At 54.8% G+C, this 25,231-nt stretch carries 15 protein-coding genes and 2 rRNA genes; 14 read left to right on the forward strand and 3 right to left on the reverse strand.

The genetic code is table 11. The annotated features are described in order from the left end of the window. Positions 1-86 precede the first annotated feature (86 nt). Positions 87-1,373: a DNA topoisomerase IV subunit A gene (locus tag H6815_09090; GenBank protein MCB9860594.1), complete on the reverse strand. Its 1,287-nt coding sequence runs from the start codon at positions 1,371-1,373 to the stop codon at positions 87-89. 40 nt (positions 1,374-1,413) lie between these two features. Then, positions 1,414-3,174 (reverse strand): 30S ribosomal protein S1, encoded by a 1,761-nt coding sequence (locus tag H6815_09095; protein ID MCB9860595.1) that lies wholly within the window; start codon positions 3,172-3,174, stop codon positions 1,414-1,416. Positions 3,175-3,719: 545 nt separating this feature from the next. Here H6815_09095 and H6815_09100 point away from each other — a divergent pair. Beyond that, a complete protein-coding gene (locus H6815_09100) occupies positions 3,720-5,051 on the forward strand; it encodes a Glu/Leu/Phe/Val dehydrogenase (protein ID MCB9860596.1) in 1,332 nt (443 codons plus the stop codon). A gap of 97 nt (positions 5,052-5,148) precedes the next feature. Further along, positions 5,149-5,505 carry an STAS domain-containing protein gene (locus tag H6815_09105; GenBank protein ID MCB9860597.1) on the forward strand — a complete coding sequence of 119 codons (357 nt, stop codon included), beginning with the start codon at positions 5,149-5,151 and terminating at the stop codon, positions 5,503-5,505. A 19-nt stretch (positions 5,506-5,524) separates the two neighbouring features. On the opposite strand, the gene rnc is transcribed toward H6815_09105, so the two are convergent. Continuing rightward, positions 5,525-6,271 carry a ribonuclease III gene (gene rnc, locus H6815_09110; protein MCB9860598.1) on the reverse strand — a complete coding sequence of 249 codons (747 nt, stop codon included), beginning with the start codon at positions 6,269-6,271 and terminating at the stop codon, positions 5,525-5,527. Positions 6,272-6,532: 261 nt separating this feature from the next. On the opposite strand from rnc, the gene rpmH reads away from it, so the two are divergent. The 12 genes from rpmH (at position 6,533) to H6815_09170 (ending at position 25,227) form a co-directional block, all read left to right on the forward strand. Next, on the forward strand, positions 6,533-6,673 hold the full coding sequence (gene rpmH / locus H6815_09115) for a 50S ribosomal protein L34 (protein ID MCB9860599.1): 141 nt from the start codon (positions 6,533-6,535) through the stop codon (positions 6,671-6,673). A gap of 129 nt (positions 6,674-6,802) precedes the next feature. Continuing rightward, positions 6,803-8,164 (forward strand): AmmeMemoRadiSam system protein B, encoded by a 1,362-nt coding sequence (gene amrB / locus H6815_09120; GenBank protein MCB9860600.1) that lies wholly within the window; start codon positions 6,803-6,805, stop codon positions 8,162-8,164. A gap of 218 nt (positions 8,165-8,382) precedes the next feature. Beyond that, positions 8,383-10,332 carry a type IV pilus assembly protein PilM gene (pilM, locus tag H6815_09125; protein MCB9860601.1) on the forward strand — a complete coding sequence of 650 codons (1,950 nt, stop codon included), beginning with the start codon at positions 8,383-8,385 and terminating at the stop codon, positions 10,330-10,332. Next, on the forward strand, positions 10,329-11,690 hold the full coding sequence (locus tag H6815_09130; GenBank protein ID MCB9860602.1) for a hypothetical protein: 1,362 nt from the start codon (positions 10,329-10,331) through the stop codon (positions 11,688-11,690). The genes pilM and H6815_09130 overlap by 4 nt, the downstream gene beginning before the upstream one ends. A 61-nt stretch (positions 11,691-11,751) precedes the next feature. Then, the gene (locus H6815_09135) at positions 11,752-13,860 is read left to right on the forward strand and encodes a hypothetical protein (protein ID MCB9860603.1); all 2,109 of its coding nucleotides are present in this window, start codon (positions 11,752-11,754) and stop codon (positions 13,858-13,860) included. Between the two features lie 469 nt (positions 13,861-14,329). Beyond that, positions 14,330-17,089: ribosomal RNA gene (locus H6815_09140) — 23S ribosomal RNA — on the forward strand. Positions 17,090-17,269: 180 nt separating this feature from the next. Continuing rightward, positions 17,270-17,376 (forward strand): 5S ribosomal RNA (gene rrf, locus H6815_09145). A 94-nt stretch (positions 17,377-17,470) separates the two neighbouring features. Further along, complete coding sequence (locus tag H6815_09150; protein MCB9860604.1) at positions 17,471-19,147, forward strand: hypothetical protein; 1,677 nt, start codon at positions 17,471-17,473, stop codon at positions 19,145-19,147. 58 nt (positions 19,148-19,205) lie between these two features. Then, positions 19,206-20,300, forward strand: coding sequence for a hypothetical protein (locus H6815_09155; GenBank protein MCB9860605.1), 1,095 nt, complete (start codon positions 19,206-19,208; stop codon positions 20,298-20,300). 101 nt (positions 20,301-20,401) lie between these two features. Beyond that, positions 20,402-23,515 (forward strand): hypothetical protein, encoded by a 3,114-nt coding sequence (locus tag H6815_09160; protein MCB9860606.1) that lies wholly within the window; start codon positions 20,402-20,404, stop codon positions 23,513-23,515. Positions 23,516-23,587: 72 nt separating this feature from the next. After that, entirely contained in the window at positions 23,588-24,616 is a 1,029-nt protein-coding gene (locus H6815_09165) for a MoxR family ATPase (GenBank protein MCB9860607.1), read from the forward strand. 149 nt (positions 24,617-24,765) lie between these two features. Next, on the forward strand, positions 24,766-25,227 hold the full coding sequence (locus H6815_09170) for a hypothetical protein (GenBank protein MCB9860608.1): 462 nt from the start codon (positions 24,766-24,768) through the stop codon (positions 25,225-25,227). Positions 25,228-25,231 lie beyond the last annotated feature (4 nt).

Raw genomic sequence — 25,231 nt, forward strand, 5'->3', positions numbered from 1 at the left:
CGTGATCATGGCACCCTTTATTCTCTCGTGCCTTCGTGTCTCTGTGGTTCAACCCTTCTCACAGGCGTCTGTGGCCATACGAGAGCTCAGTCCAGCCAGTCCTTCTCTGCAAGACGCTCGGGGACATATGTTTCTGTGACGTAGCTGATGTCCTTGGTGATGAGCGATTCCACTTCCATCTTGAACCCGTTGGAGAGCATCTTCTTGATCTCAGCCTGCCAGTTCTTCTTGTCCTTGAACCACGGATACTCCATGATCTGCTTGGCTCGCTTGATGTCGCGGTCGTTGAGCGCGATCTGCACGTCGTCCGAGAGCGAGCATCGTTCGTAGTCCTTGGCGCGGATCCCCATGAACTTCGCGTCGGGGATCGCAAGGCGCTCAGACTCAAACGCGAGACTGATCGAGCCCTGTTTGATGACGCTGTAGATGTAGTGCCCCCACGGATCACAATCGAGCAGGCAGTAGATTGGAAGCCCGAGTTCCTTGTTGAATCGGTGGAGAAGTCTTCGCACGCCGCGCGTCGGCTGGCCCGATCCTTCAGTCAGGATGCAGTTGTGCTTCTGCCAGAACTTGTCCTCGTTGAACCGTCCCCAGACGGTGTCCTTCTCGACATGGAGCACAAACTTCGCATCGCACTTCTTGAACTGGATGATGTCCGGCTCGACGATCGACGGGATCGAGTATCCGCCCGAACCCATGCGCCGGCAGTCGATCTCGTCGCCCGAGTCAATGATCGTGATGTTTCCGACCATCGACCCGCGTTTCTTCGCGTAGATATTCAGTTCTTCTCGCAATGACCCGAGCGAAACCTCGATGTCCTCGAGGATGCCATCGGATTCGGTCTGGTCAGAGAATGTTTTCTCGCCCTTGGTGCCCTGGATCGTGTGCAGACTTTTGTAGAACATACCACGAAGGCTGAGCGACTTGTCCTCGTGCAGCAGATCACGAATGCTCGACGCGTGCAACATTGTCTGCATGAACAGACGCGCCTGTTTCAGATCGAACAGCCTGCGTTCCTGCGTTGCGTCGCCCATCTGCAGGATGCGCCGTGACGTATTCCATCGAGTGTTACTCGCAGCTCGGGTCGGGATCTCGATGCGCGGCTCAATACCCCCAACACTCGACTCGACAACCCGTTCCGCGAGGGAGACGAGCTTTGCCTCTGTGTGCTCATTGCGTTCTGCGCGAGAAGAAGCCTTGCGATTGACATTCTTCTTCGCCACTTTCTTCGCGACGGTCTTCTTTGTGGGAGCTTTCTTTGCCACGCCGATCTCCTGATAGGTGTACAGCACGTCAAACGTAGCAGCTCCTAGCAACAGCTGCAATCGAAGAACAGACTGGACAGATGGAACTGGAATGAAAAACCGCTCCATTGCTGGAGCGGCTGAGTGTGAACATGATGAAGTGATGGGATCAGAGTTCGATTTTGCTCGTACCCATCGACCCGTGATCATCCATACCACCGCGGACTGGCTTGCGTGGCGCGTCAAACTCGCGCTCCTCGCCGCCGCCCTCAGCGCCGGAGGTGTCGCCCCATTGTGCGCGCTTGAGTGACAGGCCGATCTTGCGATCGTGCGTGTCGACACGGAGGATCTTGACCTCGACTTCCTCGCCAATGGTGACAACATCCTGCGGGTTCTCGACCTTGTGATCGGCGAGTTCCGAGATGTGCAGCAAGCCTTCGAGATCGTCTTCCAGTTCGACAAACACGCCGAAGTTGGTGATCTTGGAGACGGTGCCCTTGACAACCATGCCGGGCTTGTACGCGTCTGGGATTGCAGCGACCCACGGATCGTCCTGGAGCTGCTTCATGCCGAGGCTGATACGCTGCTTCTCCTGATCGACCTCGAGGATCTTGCAGGTGACGGTGTCGCCCTTCTTGACGATCTCGCTGGGATGCGTGATCTTCTTGGTCCAGGAGATATCAGAGATATGGAGCAGACCGTCGATGCCGGGTTCGATCTCAACAAACGCGCCGTAGTTTGCAAGGTTGCGGACAGTGCCCTCGATGACGTGGCCAACCGGGTACTTCTCGCCGACGAGTTCCCATGGATTGACCTCGACCTGCTTCATGCCGAGGCTGATCTCCTGCTTGTTCTTGTCAATCGCAAGCACAACGACCTCGACCTCGTCACCCGGCGCGATGATCTCGCTGGGATGGTTGATGCGGCGTGTCCACGACATCTCAGAGATATGCACGAGCCCCTCGATACCGTCTTCGAGACGGACGAACGCACCGTATGAGACAATGTTGACGACGTTGCCCTTGATGCGTGAGTTGACGGGGTACTTGGCCTCGATCTCTTCCCACGGGCTTGCGTCCTTCTGCTTCAGACCCAGCGCGATCTTCTCGCGATCCATGTCGATCGAGAGGACCTTCACTTCAATGACATCGTCAATCTTGACGATCTCACTTGGATGGCTCACGCGGCTCCATGACATATCGGTAATGTGCAGGAGACCATCGATACCGCCGAGATCGACAAACGCGCCGAAGTCAGCGATGTTCTTGACGGTGCCCTTGACAAGATCACCCTCGTTGATGTTCTTGAGCAGGCGTTCCTTGGCGCGATCGCGCTCGATCTCGATCAGCTTGCGACGGCTGACAACGATGTTGCGGCGCTCCTGATCAATCTTGATGATCGTGGCGCGGATCTTTCGACCGATGAACTCACCGACATCGTGAGGACGACGGATGTCAACCTGCGAAGCGGGCAGGAACGCGAGCACACCGATATCAACGAGCAGGCCGCCCTTTGTCTTGCGGACGACCTCGCCCTCGACATCGTCGCCTTCCTTGGTTGTATCGATGATGCGCTGCCAGTTGATGATGCGATCGGCCTTGCGCTTCGAGATTTCAACAAGGCCGTTGTTTCCTTCGAGTGATTCGAGCAGCACATCAATTGTTTCGCCAACAACAGGTGCTGCGCCCTCAAACTCTTCGCGAGGGACCAGGCCTTCGCTCTTGAGTCCGAGTTCGACGACGACATCGTCGCCCGCGAACCCGATGATCTTGCCTTTGATAAGTTTGCCCGGCGAGACTTCTTCCATTTGCTCGCCGAGAATGGAGTCCATGCGATTGTCGGTATCTGCTCCTCCAAACGCGTCACTGAGCAGCGCTTCAACTTCGGCGTCCGTGGAACCAAGTTGAGCGATCAGCGTGTCATCGATCATGTATATGTATCCAGAGGTGAATGTGTCCGATAAAGCTTCAGGCTTGAACCACGTTCAAGGACACCTGAAAACCCACTCAATCACGCGACCGAGGGGGATCGAACCGGTGCGACGCAGACCATGACAAAGCTTCTCTCTGTGCTGCGCCTTGACAGAAAGAAGCAGGGGGAACTGGTAGTCTAGTCGCAGTTTTGGCAAACTGGTACAAAAATCGCGTCAAACCCGCAGGAAAGACGCGAAATGAGCGGCAGGTACGAATGGTGGTGGTTCGCGACTGGCACTTTGTGCGCACAATCTGTGATCCTGAAAATCGGGCCGGGAGCGAGGTCTCAGCAAATCCCCCCAGCAATTCGTGACGATACAGGCACAAGCGATCTGTGATCCTTCGCACAGCAACCGTTTTTTGCTGGCCTTGGGAAACAGTTTGTCTAGAGTTTCAGCCCGTTTCGGAGATGTCCTCCGAGATATCAGGATGATCGAAACACGCTCGCCGATCCGATCACCCAGGGTTTCTGTTCGCACCATCTGGCTGTGGATACACGTTCATGAGCACTGTTGCCGCGACGCCGAATGTCACTCTTCCCCGCGATCCTGTCTGCGACGAAGTCGGTCTGCCGGAGGATCCAGATAATCTGTACACGCAGTCTGTGAGCACCATGCTCAAGGCGGCTGATTTGGTCGGGCTCAAGCATCGACTCAAGATCATTCTTGCCCAGCCGAAGAACGAGATTATGGTGCACTTCCCGGTGCGCATGGATGACGGTCATCACAAGCTGTTTAAGGGGTATCGCGTTCAGCACAACAACGCACTCGGTCCGTACAAGGGTGGTATTCGGTACCACCACGATGTGCATCTTGACGACGTCAAGAGTCTTGCATTTCTCATGACAATGAAGTGCTCGCTTGCGGGCGTGCCGTTCGGTGGTGGCAAGGGCGGTGTAAAGGTAGACCCTCGCGCTGTCAGCCAGGGCGAGCTTGAACGCGTCACACGTCGCTTCATCAGCGCTATTGCAAACGATATTGGTCCTGATTACGACATCCCTGCTCCGGACGTGGGCACGAACTCCCAGATCATGGCATGGATGGCTGACACTTACCAGATGTCGTCAACTGATCGTGCTGTATATGACGGCATGCGTGTCGTGACAGGCAAGCCAGTTGAAATCGGTGGGTCGCTCGGTCGTGAGAAGGCGACCGGTCAGGGACTTGCAGACGTCGTTGCAGAACTGCTGCCAGAGTTCGGTATGCCGATCAAGGGCATGCGGTTCTCAGTGCTTGGGTTTGGTAACGTCGGCTCGTGGGCTGGCAAGATTCTGCAGGACATGGGCGCCAAACTGGTGGCTGTGCAGGACCACACCGGTGGTCTTCGCGACGACAACGGTATTGACGCACACAAGCTTGCCGATCATTGTCGTTTGCATGGTGGTGTCAAGGGATTCAAGGGTGCAACTGAGGTTGGCGAAAAGGACTTTTATTCGACACCTGTTGACCTGTTTGTTCCTGCGGCGCTCGAGCAGATGATCCAGGAGCGAGAGGCGAACTGGCTTGACTGTAAGTACATGGCTGAGGGTGCAAACGCACCATCAACCCCGGTTGGTGATCGCGTGCTTGCGTCAAAGGGTGTTGAGATCATCCCCGCGATTCTCGCGAATGCTGGTGGCGTGACCGTGTCGTACTTTGAGTGGGTTCAGAATAAGACCAGTGAGTACTGGGATGTGGATCGTGTCGACAAGACACTCAACAAGCACATGGTCAAGGCTGCCCACCAGACCATCGCTGCGAAGAATCGATTTAACACAGACATGCGTACCGCAGCGTACGCTGCAGCGCTTGAGCGCCTCGCGCAGGCATACGCGGTTCGTGGTATCTTCCCGTAAGCGGGAGCCGTCGTATACGTATTTTTCACCCGCCCAAGCTTCGGCTTTGGCGGGTTTTCTGTTGGCAGGATTTGTTTGATTCAGCTACACTTGGCCCATGGCAATGATTGACAACAGCAGGGTGCTGACAGAGTTTGAGGATGGCGTTGTGGTCGCTGTCATCAGGTTGTCAAAGATCACAGAAGCAGATACCGGTGCGCTTGAGGAGGATCTCGTTGCGGCTGCTTCGCCGCACGGTTGGAAACTTGCTCTTGATATGTCTGAGGTGCTGCTGCTTGCGTCAGTTGGCATCTCAATGCTGCTGGCATTGCGAAAGAATGCGCAGGCTGCCGGTGGTCATGTTGCATTGTACAATGTAACGCCGGATGTCTCGAACATGCTCAAGATTACAAAGCTCTCGACATTGTTCAAAGTAGGCAAGGATCGTGCTGCAGCGGTGAAATCGCTGTCCTGATAGATGGAGAGCATACCCTTTATTCTGTATCTTCATTGTTTGCAACACGGGCGAAACCCGCATCGTCAACCTCGATGATTCCAAGCATCGCGAGCGCATTTCGAGCGGCGATCTGCTCTGCCTGTTTCTTCGATTGTGCCCATGCGGCTTCGAATCGTCGCGCACCAACAATAATGCCGACCTTGAACGCCTTGGCGTGATCGGGTCCCTTCTCATCAAGCACCCTGTAGACTGGTACGTCGCCAAGAATTCGCTGCGCATGTTGTTGCAGCAGTGATTTATAGTTTTCCTGATGGCCGCTCTCGATCGACTCGTCGATCAGCGTATCGATAAACGAAATGACAAATGCTGATGCGGCGTCGTATCCACCATCGAGGTAGATTGCTGCGATAAGTGCTTCAAGCACACCAGCCGAAATGGACATCGGAATGTCCACCCCCGAGCGCATGCCCTTCCCGAGAATAGTAAAGTCACACAGCCCCAGTGATATCGCAACGTCCGAACACGATTGTCGTGAGACCGCAGCACTCTTCACCTTGGTCATGTCACCTTCTTCAAGATCCGGATAGCGAGTGAACAATCTCTGGCACGTGATCAGACCAAGGACCGCATCGCCAAGAAACTCCAGGCGTTCATTGGAGTCGAGCCGGTCCTCAACAGCTGAGGCGTGGGTGAGCGCAGCGCGCAATAAATCATGATCGGTGAACGTGTACCCGATGCGTTGTTCCAGAATGGTGCGAGTCGCAGTATCCACGAGTGTCTTAATCTTTGCATAATGGCCGAACAGACAACACTTTGCAATCCCCCAGTTCCGTTTGATGTATCGAAATCAACCGAATGTGTAGTTCAACAGGGATATATGGACCGATAATAACAATCAAAACATCAAGAAAAATGCTGGGACTTGGCGCATGATTGCCATGTGTCTATACTCCCTGCTCGAACTTTCAAACCCGGTTTTGCTGTTCCTGACACTTTGCAAGCGGTGTCGGTTTCAGTGGAGCACGTTCCTTGATCGGAGAATCCCATGCTTCATCCACGTCGAAGCAGTCGAATCAAACGGAAGCGTTCGATTGGATTCCGCGCCCGTATGAAAACCCATTCAGGCCGGAAGATCATCAACAGCAAGCGCCGAATGGGTCGCCGGATAAACGTTGCTGACAAATAGATGGTTTGAGCAATCGCGACCGCCCATTTTCACGTAATCGGCGGTCAGCATGCTGTTCGTGCGGGTTGAGATCTTATTGTTTCAATCTGCCATCCAATCCAGATAGACTCAGACCTGGGCCACATATCCATGACCTCACAGGATAATCCCACTCCGGCGGGCCAGATTCCCCCGGTGTTCGACCATGCTGCGCCTCATCAACAGCACCCGAAGCTTCGGCCTGTACGTGCTTTTCAGGCTCAGTCCGACGGGAAAGTATTGTTGGGGATTGCTGACGCACGCCAAATTACAGAAAAGGTTGTCTTTACCCATCCCGCTGCACAAGCGCTGCTGCCTGTCATGGATGGCACACGCACGATCGAGCAACTGGTTGCGCAGATTGGTCAGGGACTGACCGTTGAAGTGATGCAGCAACTCGTTGCACAGTTTGAAGACGCTGGATTGCTGGAAGGTCCTCGATTTGACGCGATTCTTGCAGACATGCACACCACATTTGATGCGTCACCAACGCTTCCACCTGGTGCAACTGCAGCATTTGCTGATGCGCTCGTGCGGGAGTCTGTCGGTAACGATGAAGTCACTGAAGCAGAGTTGGTTGCGCTGGGTGGCCTGAAACTGCGTGAGTTGATGGACAAATGGATTGATCACGCTCTGAAGGATGTCGAGAATCCGAGCTTCGATTCCCTTCCGTCGGCCATTGTGGTACCACATATCGATTACCCTCGTGGCTGGGTGAACTATGCCCACTGCTGGGGGCGCATGCGTGTAGTTGATCGCCCGGATCGTGTTATTGTTCTGGGAACAAACCATTTCGGTTTCTCGACAGGAGTGACCGGGTGCGACAAGGGCTTTGAATCACCGCTCGGTGTATGCGAACTTGATAGCGATGTTGCTGACGGACTTCGTGCCAAGCTTGGTGATGTGCTGTTTGAGCATCGGTTTGATCATGAACGCGAGCACTCGGTTGAGTTGCAGATCCCGTGGATTCAGCATTGCCTGGGCAAGGACGAGGATGGAAACTACCCGCGGGTGTTTGCTGCTCTGGTACATGATCCCGCTGTCAACAATGGCGGGTCCTATGACGGTTCAGGGGTGGGGATGGATGCCTTTGTGACTGCGATGAAAGAGGTACTCTCGTCGCTGTCAGGAACAACACTCGTGATTGCGTCAGCTGATCTCAGCCATGTGGGGCCTGCCTTCGGAGATCCGCTGCCGTTGGCTGGAGATGATGAACAGGTGGTTGCGTTCCGGAACAACGTTGTGCAGAGTGACCAGCAGCGGCTTCAGATGTACTCCAATCTGGATTGGGAGGGGTTTGTCAATACGATGGCTTGGCAGCAAAATCCCACACGATGGTGTTCAATTGGGAATCTCGTTGCGGCTATGAGGATTGTCGAGCCAAAGTCGGCTGCAGTTCTCAACTACGCTGCTGCGATGGACCAAGCTGGTCAGGCACTGGTCTCGCATGCTGCTATTGCGATGTATTCCTGAAAATGTCAGGGTTTTGCGAGGGCTGAGATGCGGCTTTGGAATGTCTCGGTTCTGTAACTCTTTCCACTCGACCCGCTGATCTGCAACTTTTCAGACCGACAAGCGTAGATGAATGCATTGCAAACCTGCCCTCCGATCGTTGTCCGGGTAGGATTCACTCTTGCGTTTGCAGAATCTTGTATCGCCTGTGAAAGGGCGTCTGAACCGGAGGATAACCCATGGCAGCTGGAGCAAGCTGGGGTATTGAGGTGGGCTCGGGCAGCATCGCTGCGATGAAGCTCCAAGCGAAAGGCGATGGTCTGGAGCTTGCCGACTTTGTTGTCATCCCGCACAAGCGGGTGCTCTCAACACCGGACACAGATCCGACAGATGTGGTGAAGATCACTCTTGGCATGCTGGCAAATCGAGTCGACCTGACCGGCGCCTCTGTCGCAATGTCGATTCCAGGACACTCTGGCTTTGCGAGGTTTGCGACCCTGCCGCCTGTTGATCCCAAGAAAGTCCACCAGATTGTTGCATTCGAAGCAAAGCAGCAGATTCCATTCCCACTTGAAGAAGTCGAGTGGGACTACCAGACGTTTGTCAGCCCGGAGTCTCCCGACATTGAAGTCGGTATCTTTGCTGTCACGAAAGAGAGGCTCTCTGAGCAGCTGCGTATATGGGCTGGTGCAGAGATTACCCCCGATATCATTACGCTGAGCCCGCTTGCAGCATATAACGCGCTTGCATATGACCTGTCCTTTGGCGATAAAACGCCTGGCACCATCATTGTTGACATCGGTACAACCTCGACCGATCTTATTGTCTCAGAGCCCGGCCGAGCATGGGTGCGCACTTTCCCGATCGGCGGGCACCACTTCACGCAGGCGATTGCTGAAACATTCAACCTTTCCTACGTGAAGGCTGAAAAACTTAAGAAAGAGTTTGAGACAACAAAGCACGCCAAGCACGTGATGCAGGCGATGAAGGATGTGTTCCACGATCTAGCGCAGGATATACAGCGCTCAATTGGTTACTACCAGTCGCTGCACGCGGGTGCGGATCTTCAGCGATTGATCGGTGTCGGCTCCACATTCCGGATTCCGGGCCTGCAACGGTATCTGAAGCAGCAACTGCAGATGAACGTGTCGCGTGTGGAAGGTTTCCAGCGGATATCAGTTGACAGTGTCCGTGCGACGGAGTTTGCCGATGCTTCGTTGAACCTTGTGACTGCGTACGGGCTTGCGCTACAGGGTATTGATGAGGCCTCGCTCATCGCGAACCTCATGCCAGCGACAGTGCTCAAGTCGTCGATGTGGAAGCGAAAGATTCCGTGGTTTGGTGTTGCTGCTGGGCTTTCACTTGCAGCAACAGGTGCGATGTTCATCCGCCCAATGCTCGACAAGGTTGCTGTGAACAACAGCCCACAGCCCTCGATTATCGCGCAAGTGATCAATAGTGCGCAGCTGAACAAGAGCGACGCATCTGAAGTGACAACGAGCAAGATCGATTATTCTGCCAAGAACATGCTGACCATGGTCGAGCCGATGCCTGTGTATGAGCATCTTGCGAACGATCTTGCGCTCATGCTTGAGGATGCTGATGTAAAGGCCAGACAGTTGGGGTTGACCCTTCCCCAAGGTGTCAACGCATTCCAGCTTGAGAAGTTTACAACGACATTCCACGAGCAGGAGACTGAATCCACATTTACCCAGTTGGGCGATGAAATCCCTCCTCAGAAAGCGCATATTGAGGTCAAGATTGATCTGACCACCGTCGCGCCAGATTCAGTAAATCTGATCACTCGTTCGATTGATGCGTGGCTTCGTAATAACCGTGATCGCAAGGACGTTCCCTACATCATCAGTTGGGAAGGAAGTGTGCCGTGGGTGAACCCTGGCAAGGGCGAAGGCACGTTGGTGCTGACCGAGATCGAAGACCTTGCATCTGAGGATTTTGGGCGTGGAGGCAGGCGTGGCAGACGCACACCCAATCCAGCAAACAGCGGTGGCATCATTATTGGCGAAAAACTGAGCGAAGAGCAGTCAAAGACAAAGGCGAACGAATCTCTTCAGAATCTCGCACCGCTCGCTGCAATCAATCCCGGATACACGAAGGAAACCCGTAGAACGGCGTATGTTGTTCAGTTTGTAGCAACATTACGCGTTGATGATGAGGAGCAACTGTGAACGCAATACTTTCATGGGCAAAGTCCAACCTTGTCATTGTCATTCTCATGGCAGTTGCCATCGTGGCACTTCCGGTAGGATGGTTTTTCAGTTCGGGAATGAACAAGAATCTTCGCGAGTCTCGAACGAATCAGGTTCAGGGAGCAAAGTCCCAACTCGATAATGTCAGTCAGGTCGAGTACTCAGATATCAATGACGGCTTTGGTGGACAGCCGGTGTCATTGTCGTCTGCGCCGCACGATCAGTTGACCCAGGTGTTTGCGCAACGACGCCAGCAGCAGGAGCAGGAGATTCGCAAGGTTGTTGAAGCTGTTCAGGTTATTGGCCACGAGAGCAGGGACATGCTGGTAGATGGCTTGTTTCCAAAGGCACCTGAAGACGTAACGCAGCGGAACTCACTGCTGAATCAAATGGTCAAGGAACTGGAATGGCGTGGTGCGAACGACAGAACGTCTGCGTACGGAAGACTTCTTTCCATGGTGCGAGCAGGAACTCCGCCAGATGGTGCGATGCTTGGCGAGCGTCTGAACGATCTGAAGGCAACTGAGACAACACGAATCCAACAGAGCGGGAACCAGCTCACTCCTGACGATGAGGACGCGATTGCGGATAAGCTCATCGGGGTTCGTCTTGGGCAGTACAAACTTCGTGCAGATGAGTTGTCAACGTACATGCAACAGGACGCGTTTCTCTACACCAACGATGCAAGGGTGCCACCCTTTGCGCCAAACACCTACGGGCGCATCCCGAAGTATGAGGAGTGCTTTGTCTGGCAGTACGACTATTGGATTCTCAGAGATGTCCTTCGAGCTGTTGTAAAGGCAAACTCAAATGAGAACGGCGAGCCGACCTCAGTTCCTGACTCCACAGTCAAGCGCATCACGCGCGTGCTTCAGAACCGATCGGATTACCTCACGCTTATCGAGAAGGCGGAAGCCGACAAAGCAAATGGCCAAGCTGGCTCTATGATGGAGATCACATTCGGGCTTGAATCTGAGCAGTTGGAGCCGGACTACACCGAATCAGTGAGTGGCAGAGTGCTCTCGAATGGTCTGTATGAAACTCGGCTTGTTGACATCACAGTGATTGCCTCGTTTGCGAAGCTGCCAAAGCTGTTTGAAGCAATCAACACCACAGGCATTATGAGCATTGTGGGCATGCAGATGGAAGCGGTCGACATCGAAAAGGATCTCAATCAGGGATTTTACTACGGTGACGAGTATGTTGTGCAGGTAGAGCTCAACATCGAAGTGGTGTATCAGCGTTCGTGGTTCTCGCAGTATATCCCGGATTCGATCAAGGAAGTCATTGGGATGCCCGTTGAGAAGCCAGAAGAGAACTTTGAAGATATTGGCTGATTGTGCGTGCATGTTCATTCGTGACACGGAACCCAGCATTGCGTAGCAGAGGTTTGTAAGAATGAAACCAAAGGGTGCAAGTTTTATTGATCAGCACATTGAGAAGGTCGTGGTCGGAGTGTTTGCTCTGATTCTACTCATGGTGCTCGGCACGCAGTTCCTGCTCCAGCCGAACAAAATTGATGTCGGCGGTGGGCGCAGTGTGACACCTGATCGTGCGTTTGAGGGGCTTGAAGAGAAGGCTCGCGAGCTTGAAGGAAAGCTGAATACCAGCACACCTGAGATGCCAGCGCCCCTTGAGCTTGGATTGCTTGATCGTCTTCAACAAGTTCGTTCTGGCGGCAGCATGCCACGTCGCGAGTTTGCATTTGCCGGATACGTCCCATCCTTTGGTGAGAGCGAGATCGGCACCGGAGGCACTGCTGGCTCCGTGCAGGTTGCAGTCAAAGGCTCGATCATTGCACCGGAATCTCCTGTTGCGTTTGCAAACCTAAGCACCCTCGATCCATTCCAGATAGCCGCATACGAGGGATTAGCAGAGGCGCTCGGCGGGATGCGCCAGCCGATGGACGTTGCGAGTGTGAGTGTTGAAGCTCAGCTTGATATCGATGCGCTTCGCGCACAACTGGAAGCGGATCCAGATGGCGACGGCGCTATTCAGCCCATGCCAACAAGTTGGTGGAGAACTTCGCTGGAAGTTTTCGGTGTTGCGATGGAACGGCAGGAACTCCGCATGGACGGCTCGTGGTCCGATCCGGTGCTTGTTGACACGTTCCCGCTCTTTACCAACCTTGTGGATCGTGTGGAAAAGCGCGAAGATCTCACGCGAACAATGCTTGAGTCGTATGCGACACAAGCAGCGGAGCTCTCAACCGATATTCGTCATCCAGCATATCTTGCAACAATTGCAGGTCCTGAATGGCGTCAACCCAGCATTGCGTTCGCCGCGATGAACGATGATTCGGCTGACTCAACACGAGTCATGCTGACGAATCGAAACAAACTGATTGAAGATCGTCGTCAGAAACTCGCATCCGCACGGCGTGATCCTGAGGATCCGTGGGTTCCCTGGTGGGATCGCACGCCCGAACAGCGTGATCCTGAGTTTGTGTACAAAAAGCCTCAGAATACCAACGCACCTGATCCAACCAACCCCGATGACCGTGGAAGAGGAGCAAATCCATCACAGCCTGAGTTTACAAGACAGGAGCGCCTTCTTATTCAGCACGAGCGCACGCTGCTCGAACTCGAAGAAAAGATCTGGGAAACCGGATGGAGACCGGAGGGGTTTGAAACAGAAACCGGCAATCGACTTGATGAAGTCAACGCTCTTCTGAGCAACACCATGCCGGTGACGCTATGGAAGCATGACTTCACTGTACTGCCGGGAGCGACATATCGATATCGTACTGCAGTGATGGTGAACAACCCGGCTTTCCAGCGAGAAGCGTTCCTTGCGCCCGAACAGGTTGATCTGGCAAAGCAGCCTGTGCTGACAGGTGAGTTTTCGGAATGGACAGAGCCAGTCACCGTCCCCTCTATGCAATACTACTTCGTTACAGCTGCACAGGAAGGTACTCAGGGGGTCATTAACAAAGTTCAGGCCAGCTTTGAAGTCTATCAGTTTTACTATGGGTATTACCGTAAAGCAACCACAACACTTGAACCGGGACAGCGCCTGTTTGCAACCACGCAGATCCCGAGTGATCTGACCGAGTTTGATTTGTCAGGTATTACTCCCGAACCAATTCCATCAAGTGAGGACGCATCCTCTGAGACATCCGAGATCGGATTTTCCAATCCTAACCGTGAATCACTCAACACAGATCCGTCTGAAGAAAATGTGGAGCGTACTGGCACGCCGCTGCCGACTCGTCGCGATGTTGAGCTAAGTGTGCTGCTGCTGGATGTCTCGCGGACGCTGGCAAATCAGACCGAGGCAGTTGTGTTGAACGCGATGTCCGGGCAGATTGAACGGCGCGATCCAAACAGCGAGAAGCAGCAGAGACGATACAAGTTGATTGCTACTTCTGCGGAGGCGGGCAAGACACAAGGGAAACCTGTTCCTGCCAAGAAACGCACTATCATCGCACCACCTGACCCAGTCTCTAATGATCCTGGCGGTGGTGGTGGCGGCGGTGGTCTTGGTGGCGGTGGTGGCGGCGGCTAACCAACACCTGACAATGCAGCTTCTAACTGGGGGTGGCACAGTGCCACCCCTATTTTTTCGGGGAATTCGAGTGAATCGGCGAAAACTCATCATCAAATCTTGACCCAGACAAGGGCCCCTCTACTATCTCTGCCCGCCGGACAGCGATGCTCGGCAGGCAGCAACTGCGCTGAATTTGTTCAGCAAAGTCGCACTCGCTCTTTGAAAACCGGATATGAATGAAGCCAAGGCACATCCTTGGGCTAGCGGCAACTCACAGGATCGCTGGCTGCTGATTGGATGTGCCGGATTGGGATAAATATCGAGTCACGAGCGCGATGCACACAGAAAGTTGTGCATCACAATGTTGCGAGATTGTTATTGAACAACAGCAACACGAGACAGATCGTGTCTGAATGACAGTTGCTTCATCGGGTGTCGGGCATGGGCTGGTTCTTTGGACTGGTTCATGTGTTGACGACCTGTTGGAGTGATCAAGTCAATAAGGGCACACGGTGAATGTCTTGGCGTTGGGAGGCGATGAAGGACGTAGGAACCTGCGATAAGCCAAAGGGAGCTGGTAACCGAGCCGTGATCTTTGGATCTCCGAATGGGGAAACCCGGCCGCAAGGTCATCCTGTACTGAATGCATAGGTGCAGGAAGCGATACCCAGGGAACTGAAACATCTCAGTACCTGGAGGAAAGGAAATCAACCGAGACTCCGTGAGTAGCGGCGAGCGAAAGCGGATAAGCCAGTGAGACAATGAAGCGTTTGAATGGCGCGCCAAAGAAGGTGAAAGCCCTGTAGTTATGAATCTGGTTAGCCCACGAGTAGCGTCGGTCCCGTGGAACCCGGCGTGAACATGGGGGGTCCACCCTCCAAGGCTAAGTACTACCCAACGACCGATAGTGAAACAGTAAGGCGACTGAAAGATGAAAAGAACCGCGATGAGCGGTGTGAAAGAGTACCTGAAACCGTGTGCTTACAAGCGGTGGGAGCCTTCGGGTGACCGCGTGCTTTTTGCATAATGAGCCCGTGAGTTAGTCTTTACGGCAAGCCTAAGGTCTACCGGACCGGAGGCGGAGCGAAAGCGAGTCTGAATAGGGCGCTGAGTCGTAAGGGCTAGACACGAAACCCGTGTGATCTACCCATGGCCAGGGTGAAGGAGAGGTAACACTCTCTGGAGGCCCGAACCCGTTATCGTTGAAAAGATATGGGATGAGCTGTGGGGAGGAGTAAAAGTCTTATCAAACCGGGATATAGCTTGTTCTCTCCGAAATAACTTTAGGGTTAGCCTCGATGATCAGCAGATGGGGGTAGAGCTACTGGATGGGAGGTGGGCCCGTATTGGGTACCCCTTCCAACCAAACTCCGAATACCATCTGTGCAGCATCGGGAGATAGACGGCGAGTGACAATATCCGTCGTCAAAAGGAGAAAAATCCAGACCGCCGACTAAGGCCCCCAATCTCTGCTCAGTTCGTAAGGAAGTCAGATTGCTATGACAGCCAGGATGTTGGCTTAGAAGCAGCCACCATTTAAAGAGTGCGTAACAGCTCACTGGTCGAGGAGTCTGGCGCCGAAAATGATCGGGAATAAGCAGAGAGCCGAAGTCGCGGACACGCAAGTGTGGTAGGAGAGCGTTCCTGTCGGCTGTGAAGCGGCGCCGTAAGGCCACGTGGAGCGGCAGGAAGTGAATATGCGGGCTTGAGTAACGATCAAGAGGGTGAGAATCCCTCTCGCCGAATACCTAAGGTTTCCTGGGCAAGGTAAATCCGCCCAGGGTCAGGCGGGACCTAAGGCGAGGCCGAAAGGCGTAGTCGATGGACAGCCGGTGAATATTCCGGCCCTTCCGTGGCGATCAACCCAGAGTGCGGATCTCTCAGTTCAGCGGGACGACCAGTTGTGTCCAGGCCTTTGGCCGATGCTGGAAGCGGAGATTCCTAGAAAAGCTCTGGTGGCAAAGCGGAACTCGTACCAAAACCGACACAGGTGGGTATGGTGAATAACCTAAGGCGCTCGAGAGAACGGTTGTGAAGGAACTAGGCAAATTGACCCCGTACGCTCGCAATAAGGGGGCCCTCCAGGTCATGCTGAGGGCGCAGAGAAGAGGTTCTGGGGACTGTTTAACAAAAACACAGCTCTGTGCGAACACGGAAGTGGATGTATACAGAGTGACGCCTGCCCGATGCCGGAATGTCACGGAAGTGGGTTAGCGTAAGCGAAGCTCATAACCTAAGCACCGGTCAATGGCGGCCGTAACTATGACGGTCCTAAGGTAGCGAAGTTCCTTGTCGGGTAAGTTCCGACGCGCATGAATGGCGTAACCACTGGAACACTGTCTCCACAACCGACTCGGTGAAATAGTAGTGGCGGTGAAGATGCCGCCTACCCGCAGCAAGACGGAAAGACCCCGTGGACCTTTACTGCAGGCTCTTATTGGTCACGAGCATATTCTGCGTAGGATAGGTGGGAGGCTTTGAAGTTGGCGTTTCGGCGCTGATGGAGCCATTGGTGAAATACCACCCTGAGTACGTTTGTGGCCTAACCCCGATTCCCGTGAAGCCGGGCGGGGGACCGTGAGTGTCGGGCAGTTTGACTGGGGCGGTCTCCTCCTAAAGAGTAACGGAGGAGCGCAAAGGTTGGCTCAGCGCGGATGGAAACCGCGCCTCGAGTGTAAAGGCACAAGCCAGCTTTACTGCGAGACAGACATGTCGAGCAGTCACGAAAGTGGGCCTTAGTGATCCTGCGACAGCGCGTGGAAGCGTCGTAGCTCATCGGATAAAAGGTACCCCGGGGATAACAGGCTGATCGCGCCCGAGCGTCCATAGCGGCGGCGCGGTTTGGCACCTCGATGTCGGCTCATCGCATCCTGGGGCTGAAGGCGGTCCCAAGGGTTGGGCTGTTCGCCCATTAAAGCGGTACGCGAGCTGGGTTCAGACCGGCGTGAGCCAGGTCGGTCCCTATCTGTTGTGGGCGTCCCAAACTTGAGAGGAGTCAACCTTAGTACGAGAGGACTGGGTTGGACCGACCCCTGGTGAGCCTGTTGGACTGCTAAGTCCACAGCAGGGTAGCTACGTCGGGCAGGGATAACCGCTGAAAGCATCTAAGCGGGAAGCCCCCCTCGAGATGAGGTTTGGTTGTACTTTGTACGAAAGACCCCCGGAAGACCACCGGGTTGATAGGCCGCAAGTGTAAGAGCCGAAATGCTTTGAGCTAAGCGGTACTAACGGTCAAAGACTTGATCACTCCAATCGGCCGTCGACAAAGCATACATGCTTTCTCGATCTGATTGGACGATCTGTCATACTCGTGACAACGTCCCGCGTTCATTCTTGAACGTTAATCTGTAACGGCTTCATTCGTATCGGTTGCTTGTATCACAATACAAGCGCCGGCACGATCGGTGAAAACCGATTGCTGCCGATTGTCGGTGACCATAGGTCTGAGGTCACACCTGTTCCCATCTCGAACACAGCAGTTAAGCTCAGGCCGCCGATGATACTGCCCAGCGGGAAAGTAGGTCATCGCCGACGCTTGGGCCTCCGGAGGGACAACCTCACGGAGGCCCTCTTCGTTTTTGCTTTTCATGACTTGCTGCGTCTTTGCTCCCAATGATCCATGTGTTTCATGGACGTCCCTTCATACAGCCATCAACCTCATTCCTTCGCTGGCAAGCGCAGTGATGCCGTTGTCACAGGTGCATCGGCTGGACTGGTCGCACTTGCAGTTGTTCTTGCCGCTCCGGTTGTTGTGTCATGCTTGGAGGCATTTACTGTCGCGGTGCCGGATATCGCGGGCCAGGAGGGAGCTGGGTTTGTTAACCCACGTGTGTTCTCTGGATTTGTCTCGAGTCTGCCGACACTCGTGCTGATTGCGTTTCTTTCTGCGCTCCTTGCAACACCAGCATCCAGACTCCTCGCTGCAAAGCCGGGTCTCATTCTGGTTGCGCTGCTCCCAATGCTTGTGTTGCCTTCGTATCTTGCATACGCAGCTCTAGACCAGTTGCGAGAACCCGGATCGTGGCTGGGGAACATTGTTCTTCATGCGAAGGCACCTGCATGGAGTGACGATCCGGGGTACTGGCCTGTGTTTGCTTCGAAGGTGCAGGCTGTGTTCGGTTTGGCATTGTGGTCATGGCCGATCGCCTGCGCTCTCCAGACGTTTGCACGCATGCAGATCGGACAGAGCGTCTTCGATGCACTGGCGATGGAACGGTTGCGTCGTGTCGATCGTTCTCTTCTTCGCTTGCGGATTGAGTTACCCGGTTTTCTTCTGAGTGCGGCTGCGGTGCTGCTTGTCATCCTCGGGTCGGCTGTACCGTTACATCTTGCCAATGTGCCGACACAGACTCAGCAGATCTGGTTGGCGCTGCAATCTGGCGGGAGTGTGCAGGCGTGGCGGTCGTCGATTGCACTGCTCACGGTCACGCTCGCCGCTGCGATTGTGGTTGTCGTGTTTGTGCAACGCAGCACGTCGAGCACATGGGATCTTCGTGCGATGTCGAGGTACTTCAAGCGACCATGGGAGCGTCATGTTTTTCTTCTGATGATCGCACTGCTTGCTGTTGTCTCTGCCGTGCCAGTTTTCTCGATGGTGTATCGGTACATTCGAGCGACGCACCACTTTGATCATGTGGTTCCAAATGCGATGAACGATTTAGCCAGGCCCGCGCTTACAAGCTTTATCATCGGGCTTGTGAGTGCTGGTGTAGTGGTGCTCATCTTTGTGCTGTGTGCTGTAGTGTCACTGCGAGCAGAATCGAGGCTGCGTGTCATTGTTCTGGGTGCATTGACGCTGCTCGTCTGGACATCATGCGTGCCGGGTGTGCTGGTTGGTGCTGGTGTTGGTCAGCAATGGGGGAGATTCGCTGCAGCCATGGGGTATCCGGGCTGGATGGACCAAGCGCAGATTGTGCTTGCGCACATTGGCAGGTTCGGTGCTGTTGGGGCATTGGCAGGATGGATTGGTGGGTTGCGTACCTCACGCGAGGAGCGTGAGTCGCTGATGCTTGATTCTGCCGGGCTGTCGGTTCGCTGGGTTCCGCTTTGGCTCGGTTCTCGTATCGGATCGGTTATTGTTGTTTTTCTGGTCGTGCTAACGCTCAGTTTCCACGAGATCGAGAGCGCTGTGATGCTGACGGCTCCGGGGCTTTCCAGCTATCCATCGCAGATGCTGCAACTTTTGCATGTGTTCAAGTGGGAGACGCTGAGTGTTGGTGTACTGCTGGCAACGCTTGGCTCGATTGTCCTTGTTCTGGTTGGGATATGTCTTGTGAGAGCTCGGCCGATTCGTCGCAGATTGTGAGCATGTCGTGACACAGATGAAACCATCCCGCGGGGAATCGGATATACCATCTGTGCCGATGTCTTTGCCATGGATGCTTCAATATGCTGGTCGATTGTCGCTGTGTGTTTTCTGCTGCGCGTGTGTTGTCGGCTGTGATGTTGATCGGAGTGATGTTGGGCTCTTGCGTGTGAAGCGTGTTCTTGGTGGTGTCGGAAGATCGCCGGGACAGTTTGTGTATCCGCGGGCAATCACCACTGATGGCGCGCATCTGATCGTCGCTGACAAGTTTGCACGGATACAAGTGATCAATCCAGAATCCGGTGTGATGCTTGCTGGTTGGGTGACGCCCGCGTCGCAAGCCGGACGTCCGACTGGTTTGACGGCCGCGCCAGCTCCAGATGGCACACCAGCTTTGTATGTTGCCGACACTCATTACAGCCAGATTCTTGTATATGCGATGCCGGACGTGTCATCGAATATGCCAGCAAAGTTTGGCGAGCCGCCCGACATCATTGCAAAGTGGGGTGAGTTCGGGACCGGTCCGGGACAGTTCACCTATACAACAGATATTGCTGTACAGGTCGCTGATGATGGGAAGCCCACCCGCATCTATGTGAGTGAGTACGGGGGGAACGATCGCATTAGCGTGTTTGATACGGCGTTCTCGTTCCTGTTTGCTTTCGGGAAGAACGGATCGGATGACGCATCATTTAATCGACCCCAAGCGATCGATATCGAAACGTCCATGAACGAGCTGATTGTGTGTGATTCCGGCAACCATCGGGTAGGTCGGTTCACGCTTGATGGCGAGTTGATCTCATGGCTGGGTCAGCCCGATCCGGGCGGTGGGCCGCTTGACATGACGGACATGGATGTGCTGGCAAGGCTTGATACTGAGCAACTGGAGCGGTCTGAGCCGGGGCGGTTCAGATATCCACACGGGCTGTTTCTGCCGCAGGACGGGACAGCGTTTGTCACAGAGTACGGCAATGAGCGGATCCAGCGCATCGATCTGCGATCCGGGAGGACACTTGCTACGTATGGACGTTCCGGCAGGTTGGTTGGCGAACTGCGATCGCCCTGGTCGAGCGTCGTTCTTGGCGGCGAGGCGTTTCTCTTGGATTCCGGCAACGATCGAGTGCAAGTGATCGACGTGCCGGCGCGTGAGTAGGAATGTTGATAGAATCTGCATCCAGCAGCAGGGGTTATGTTGTATCCATGTGATCCTGTCCATCGCATGATGCAATGGTGAATCGACGAACGGAGGCATCGATGCTCAATCAGACGATTGTCAGCACCGTTGGCTCGTTGACAGTTGGGCCCGTTGCATTCGATCGTCCAAAGTATTTGCTGCTCATTCCCATTCTTGTCGTTCTTGCTGTGTTCATCGGACGCAGGAATCTGTCTGGTCTTGCGACGGTCACGCGCAAAGCTGCGCTGGTGGTGCGATGCATAGTGCTTGCGATGCTTGTGTGTGTGCTTGCTCGGCCTTCGCTCCAAGAGAAGGCGGAACGTGTAGCCGTCACGGCAATCCTTGATGTCAGTCGAAGCATCAGTCCGCAGCTTCAGGATGACGGTGTTGCGTGGATCGAGAACAACATCAAGCTCAACAAGGGACGCAACAACGGGCGATCGGACGATCAGTTTGCTGCACTCACGGTTGCTGTTAATCCGTTCGTGCAATCATTGCTCAGCTCTGGCAACACGATCTTTGAGCGTTCTACAGTCGGGCAGACGGACGGCACCGATCTTGCAAGTTCAATCCGTCTTGCGTTGTCGCTGAAGCCTGCGGATGCTGGGTATCGGCTGTTGCTTGTGAGCGATGGCAACGAGACTGCTGGTAATCTTGTGCAGGCAGCACAGGAGGCCCGTGCAGCGGGTGTACCGATTGACGTACTGCCATTGCAGTACTCATCACAAAACGAGGTCGTTGTTGAAGATCTTGTGGTGCAGAGTGTTGCGCGAGTTGGCGATGTTGTGAATCTCCGGATTCGTATCTCTACAGCCCGCCTGGTCGCGGGCATTCTTTCTGTTACCGTCAACGACCAGCCATACGATCTTGATCCGAACTCGAACGCGATGGGAGTACGCGTCGAGATAGATCCGCAGAACCCTACGGTGATTGTACCGGTGAAACTCGCTGCGCCAGGGCCGCAGAAGTTCGATGCATTCTTTGATCCCGAGAAGGACGGTTCGGGGCGTGTTGTTGATGTCATTCCCGACAACAATCGTTCGAGCGGTGTGACATTTGTCGCGTCAGAGGGTCGGCTGCTCGTGCTGATGAGCGATATCAATGAAGTAACCGCGCTCGAGCGTGTGATTGCTGGCACTCAGTTCCAAGCGGACTTTGTACTGCCAAGCGAAGGACCGAACTCGTTGCTTGAGTACGGCGCGTATGACGGCATCATCATGCTGAACACGCCCCAGTATCTGTACACGCAGCAGCAGGTTGATGACATAATCCATTACGTGCGTGACCTCGGTGGCGGTCTGCTGGTGATTGGTGGGCCTGATGCGCTTGGTGCGGGTGGATGGATTGGCACTCCACTGGAAGAGATTCTTCCCTTGCGGCTTGATCCGCCGCAGAAACGCCAGTTGCCAGCAGGCGCGCTGGTGCTGGTAAACCACTCGATCGAGATGCCGGACGGACGCTACTACGGCAAGCAGACCGCAATGGCAGCGATCGATGCGCTGACACGCCTCGACTACTTTGGCATAGTCGAGTACGCACCGGGAATAGCGAGCGATTCTGCGTGGGTGCATCCGTTGTCTCTGCTTGGCGACAAGGTTGCAGCAAAGCGGGCGATCAATAATCTCGTCTTCGGCGATATGCCGAGCTTCGATCCCTCGCTGCGCATGGCGCTGAGCGGACTGCAGAATATCAACGCTGGCGCGAAGCACGTCATTGTGATTTCAGACGGCGACCCGTCGCTCTCAAATAACATTGTGCAGATGTATGTGAAGGCGCAGATTACAGTGACAGCGATCGCGGTAAACCCGCACGGTGGTCCGAGTGATCCCGAAGTGAACAAGATGAAGGATCTTGCGACTTCGACGGGCGGCAACTACTTCCTTATCACGCGCCAGGCTGATTACGCGACGCTCCCCAAGATTATCTTCCGTGAGGCAGAAACTGTCCGCAGGCCGCTCATCTGGGAAGGCGATCCGTTTGTGCCCACAATTACAGGTGCGTTGCACGAGACGCTCGCTGGATTAACCGGCGTGCCGCCACTGACGGGGTATGTTGTGACAGCCGATCGCGATGATGGTCGCGCCGTTGTCACGATGCGTGGGCAGGAGAATGATCCGATTGCTGCGCACTGGCCGGTTGGTCTTGGTCGCGTGAGTGTGTTTGCATCAGATGGCGCAGCTCGGTGGACGACACCGTGGACAGGATGGGGCGGTTTTGCAAGCTTCTGGGAGAACCACATCCGCTGGATGATGAAGCCGGCAGGATCTGCAAATCTGCGGACGTTTCTGACCAACGAGGGTGATCAGACACACGCGGTGATCGAAATTGCGACCCGTGAGGGTGAACGGATTAACCTCGCCACGATTGAAGCTCGTGTGACTGACGGTTTGGGCGAGAGCAGGATAGTTGAGTTCCAGCAGATCGCGCCTGGGAAGTACGAGGCATTCTTCGAGTCGGGCGATCCCGGCACATATGTCATGGGAGCGCGGTTCGAAGCGCCGAACCCGGATGGCTCGGGCAACATTGTCAAAGGTGTTGTACAGGCATCTGTGAATCGTCCCTTTGCCGATGAGTTCCGTGCATTGCAGGACAACACACCGTTGCTCCAGCGGATTGCGGATCTGACCAGTGGTCGTGTGCTTGATGTTTCCATGACGGATGCAGAGATCCAACAGTCATCGTTGTGGGATCGGGAGGGCATCGTGTTCCCGTTGTCCAAGGACCCAATCTGGCTCCAGCTTGCGCTTGCAGCAATCGCGATGTTCCTGCTTGATGTTGCGATTCGCCGTGTTCGCATCGATATACCACGCATGTTTGCCGCTGTGACAGCCGGATTCCGCAAGACAACCCAGACGGCTGGCGCATCAATGCAGTCGCTCCAGGCTGCACGAGAGAAAGCCCGTGCGCAGATGGGTGGAAAGTCTGGCAGCGACGACGCGCGTCCGCTGACCGGTGCAGGCGCAGCGCCGATTTCAAATGATGCAACAAAGAGCGCAAAGTTTGAGGTGGATCCTGAGCAGCTCAAGCGCAAACCGGTTGCGACGGATGACCCGATTGCTGGCATGACAAAGGAACAGAAACAGTCCATGAAGCGTGCCCAGCAACAGCAGTCTCAGAGTGCTGACGAGGAGCAGGGCATGTCGCGTCTGCTCAAGGCCAAACGCCGTGCGCAGGATGAGTTCGATGAGGAGTAAGACACACGTTCGCGTGTACAAACACGATCACAGTGTGATCGAAGTGAGGTTGGTATGGCAGATGATATGAACATGCAGACACCCGATGCAGTGAAGGCCCAGTGCGAGGCGTTCCGTACCACGTTCCACTCACTCCTTGACGAGATCGGCAAGGTCGTTGTAGGGCACCGCGATGTGGTCGAGGGTGTACTCGCGTGCTTGTTTGCGTCGGGCAATGTGCTGCTCGAAGGTGTGCCGGGTCTTGGAAAGACGCTGCTCGTGCGCACGCTCGCAGAGACGCTGCACCTGCCGTTCTCACGCATCCAGTTTACGCCCGACCTGATGCCAGCCGACGTGATTGGCACGAACATTGTTTCCGAGGATGCTGAAACGGGTCGGCGCTCGTTCGAGTTCCAGCCTGGTCCGATCTTTGCGCAGGTGGTGCTCGCCGACGAGATAAATCGCGCGACACCAAAGACCCAGTCGGCGCTGCTGGAAGCCATGCAGGAGCGTGCGGTCACCGTCGGTGGTGTCACAAGAAAGCTGAACAAGCCGTTCATTGTACTTGCAACGCAGAACCCCATCGAGCAGGAAGGCACGTACCCGCTGCCCGAAGCGCAGATGGACCGGTTCATGTACAAGATCAACGTCGGGTACTCGCAGCTCAACGATCTGATGGTGATTCTTGATCGCACAACCGGAGCAGAAACGCCGGATGTGAAGCAGATTCTTGATGGTCCCCGCATTCTTGAGATGCAGGATCTCGTGCGCAATGTGATCGTTGCGCCGCATGTGAAGGAGTACGCGGCGCGTCTTGTGCTCGCGACGCACCCCGAGGGCCAGCACGCTGCGGGCGGTGCGAACGGACCAACAAACAAGTACATCCGTTGCGGCGGGTCACCCCGCGCGGCGCAGGCGCTCATCCTTGGCAGCAAGGTGCGTGCGCTGACCGAGGGCAGGTTCCACGTCGCGTACAAAGACATTTCGGATATTGCGACCAGCGCGTTACGCCATCGCATCATTCTGAACTTTGAGGCCGAGGCGGATCGTGTGAGTACCGACGATCTGGTGCAGGAAATCGTGAAGCTGACACCGCAACAGCCGGTGGGAGTCGGAGCCTGATGCGGGAAGTTGTTGCCACATCTCTTGTGCGTTGGATTGCTTGTGTAAGTCTTTGCGCTTGTGTTGTATTCGTGTCGGGTTGTGCTAATAGGTACTTTGTAGCAGCGGAAAAGCAGGTCGCCCGTTTGCCGTCGGTGCTCCATGTTGGCATGACGAAGACTGATGTTGCGAAGGTTGCAAAGCGGCACTGGCGCGAGCCGGAGTTTGGGCGATGGCCCAGCAATGCCGAGTTTTGTGAGATGACAGGATCACCAGCGCATCAAGAGCAGGTGGTTCTTGAAACACCCGACGATCCGTTGCCAGGCGCGGACAAACTCGGTTTTCACTGGGAAGTTGCAACGCAGCCATGGCACACTCGACCGGTACTGGACGTTGATTTCACTGGTCCTTATGGCGGATACATACCACTGCAAACCTGGGAGACCAATCCTTATGGGCTTGCCGCAGTGTTGGTTGATCCAAACTCAGGTCGGCTGATTTACTTCATCTTTGACGATGATGCGTTGCTTTCTCGGTGGGGATTTGCGGAGTATTTCTTTCACGACGAACCCACTGGTGGAAGAGTCATCACGAGTGAGTACCCCGATGTAACAGCAGTCTCAATGCGGTAACACA

Source organism: Phycisphaeraceae bacterium, assembly GCA_020639155.1.
In the GTDB taxonomy this organism is placed as follows: Bacteria; Planctomycetota; Phycisphaerae; order Phycisphaerales; family UBA1924; genus JACKHF01.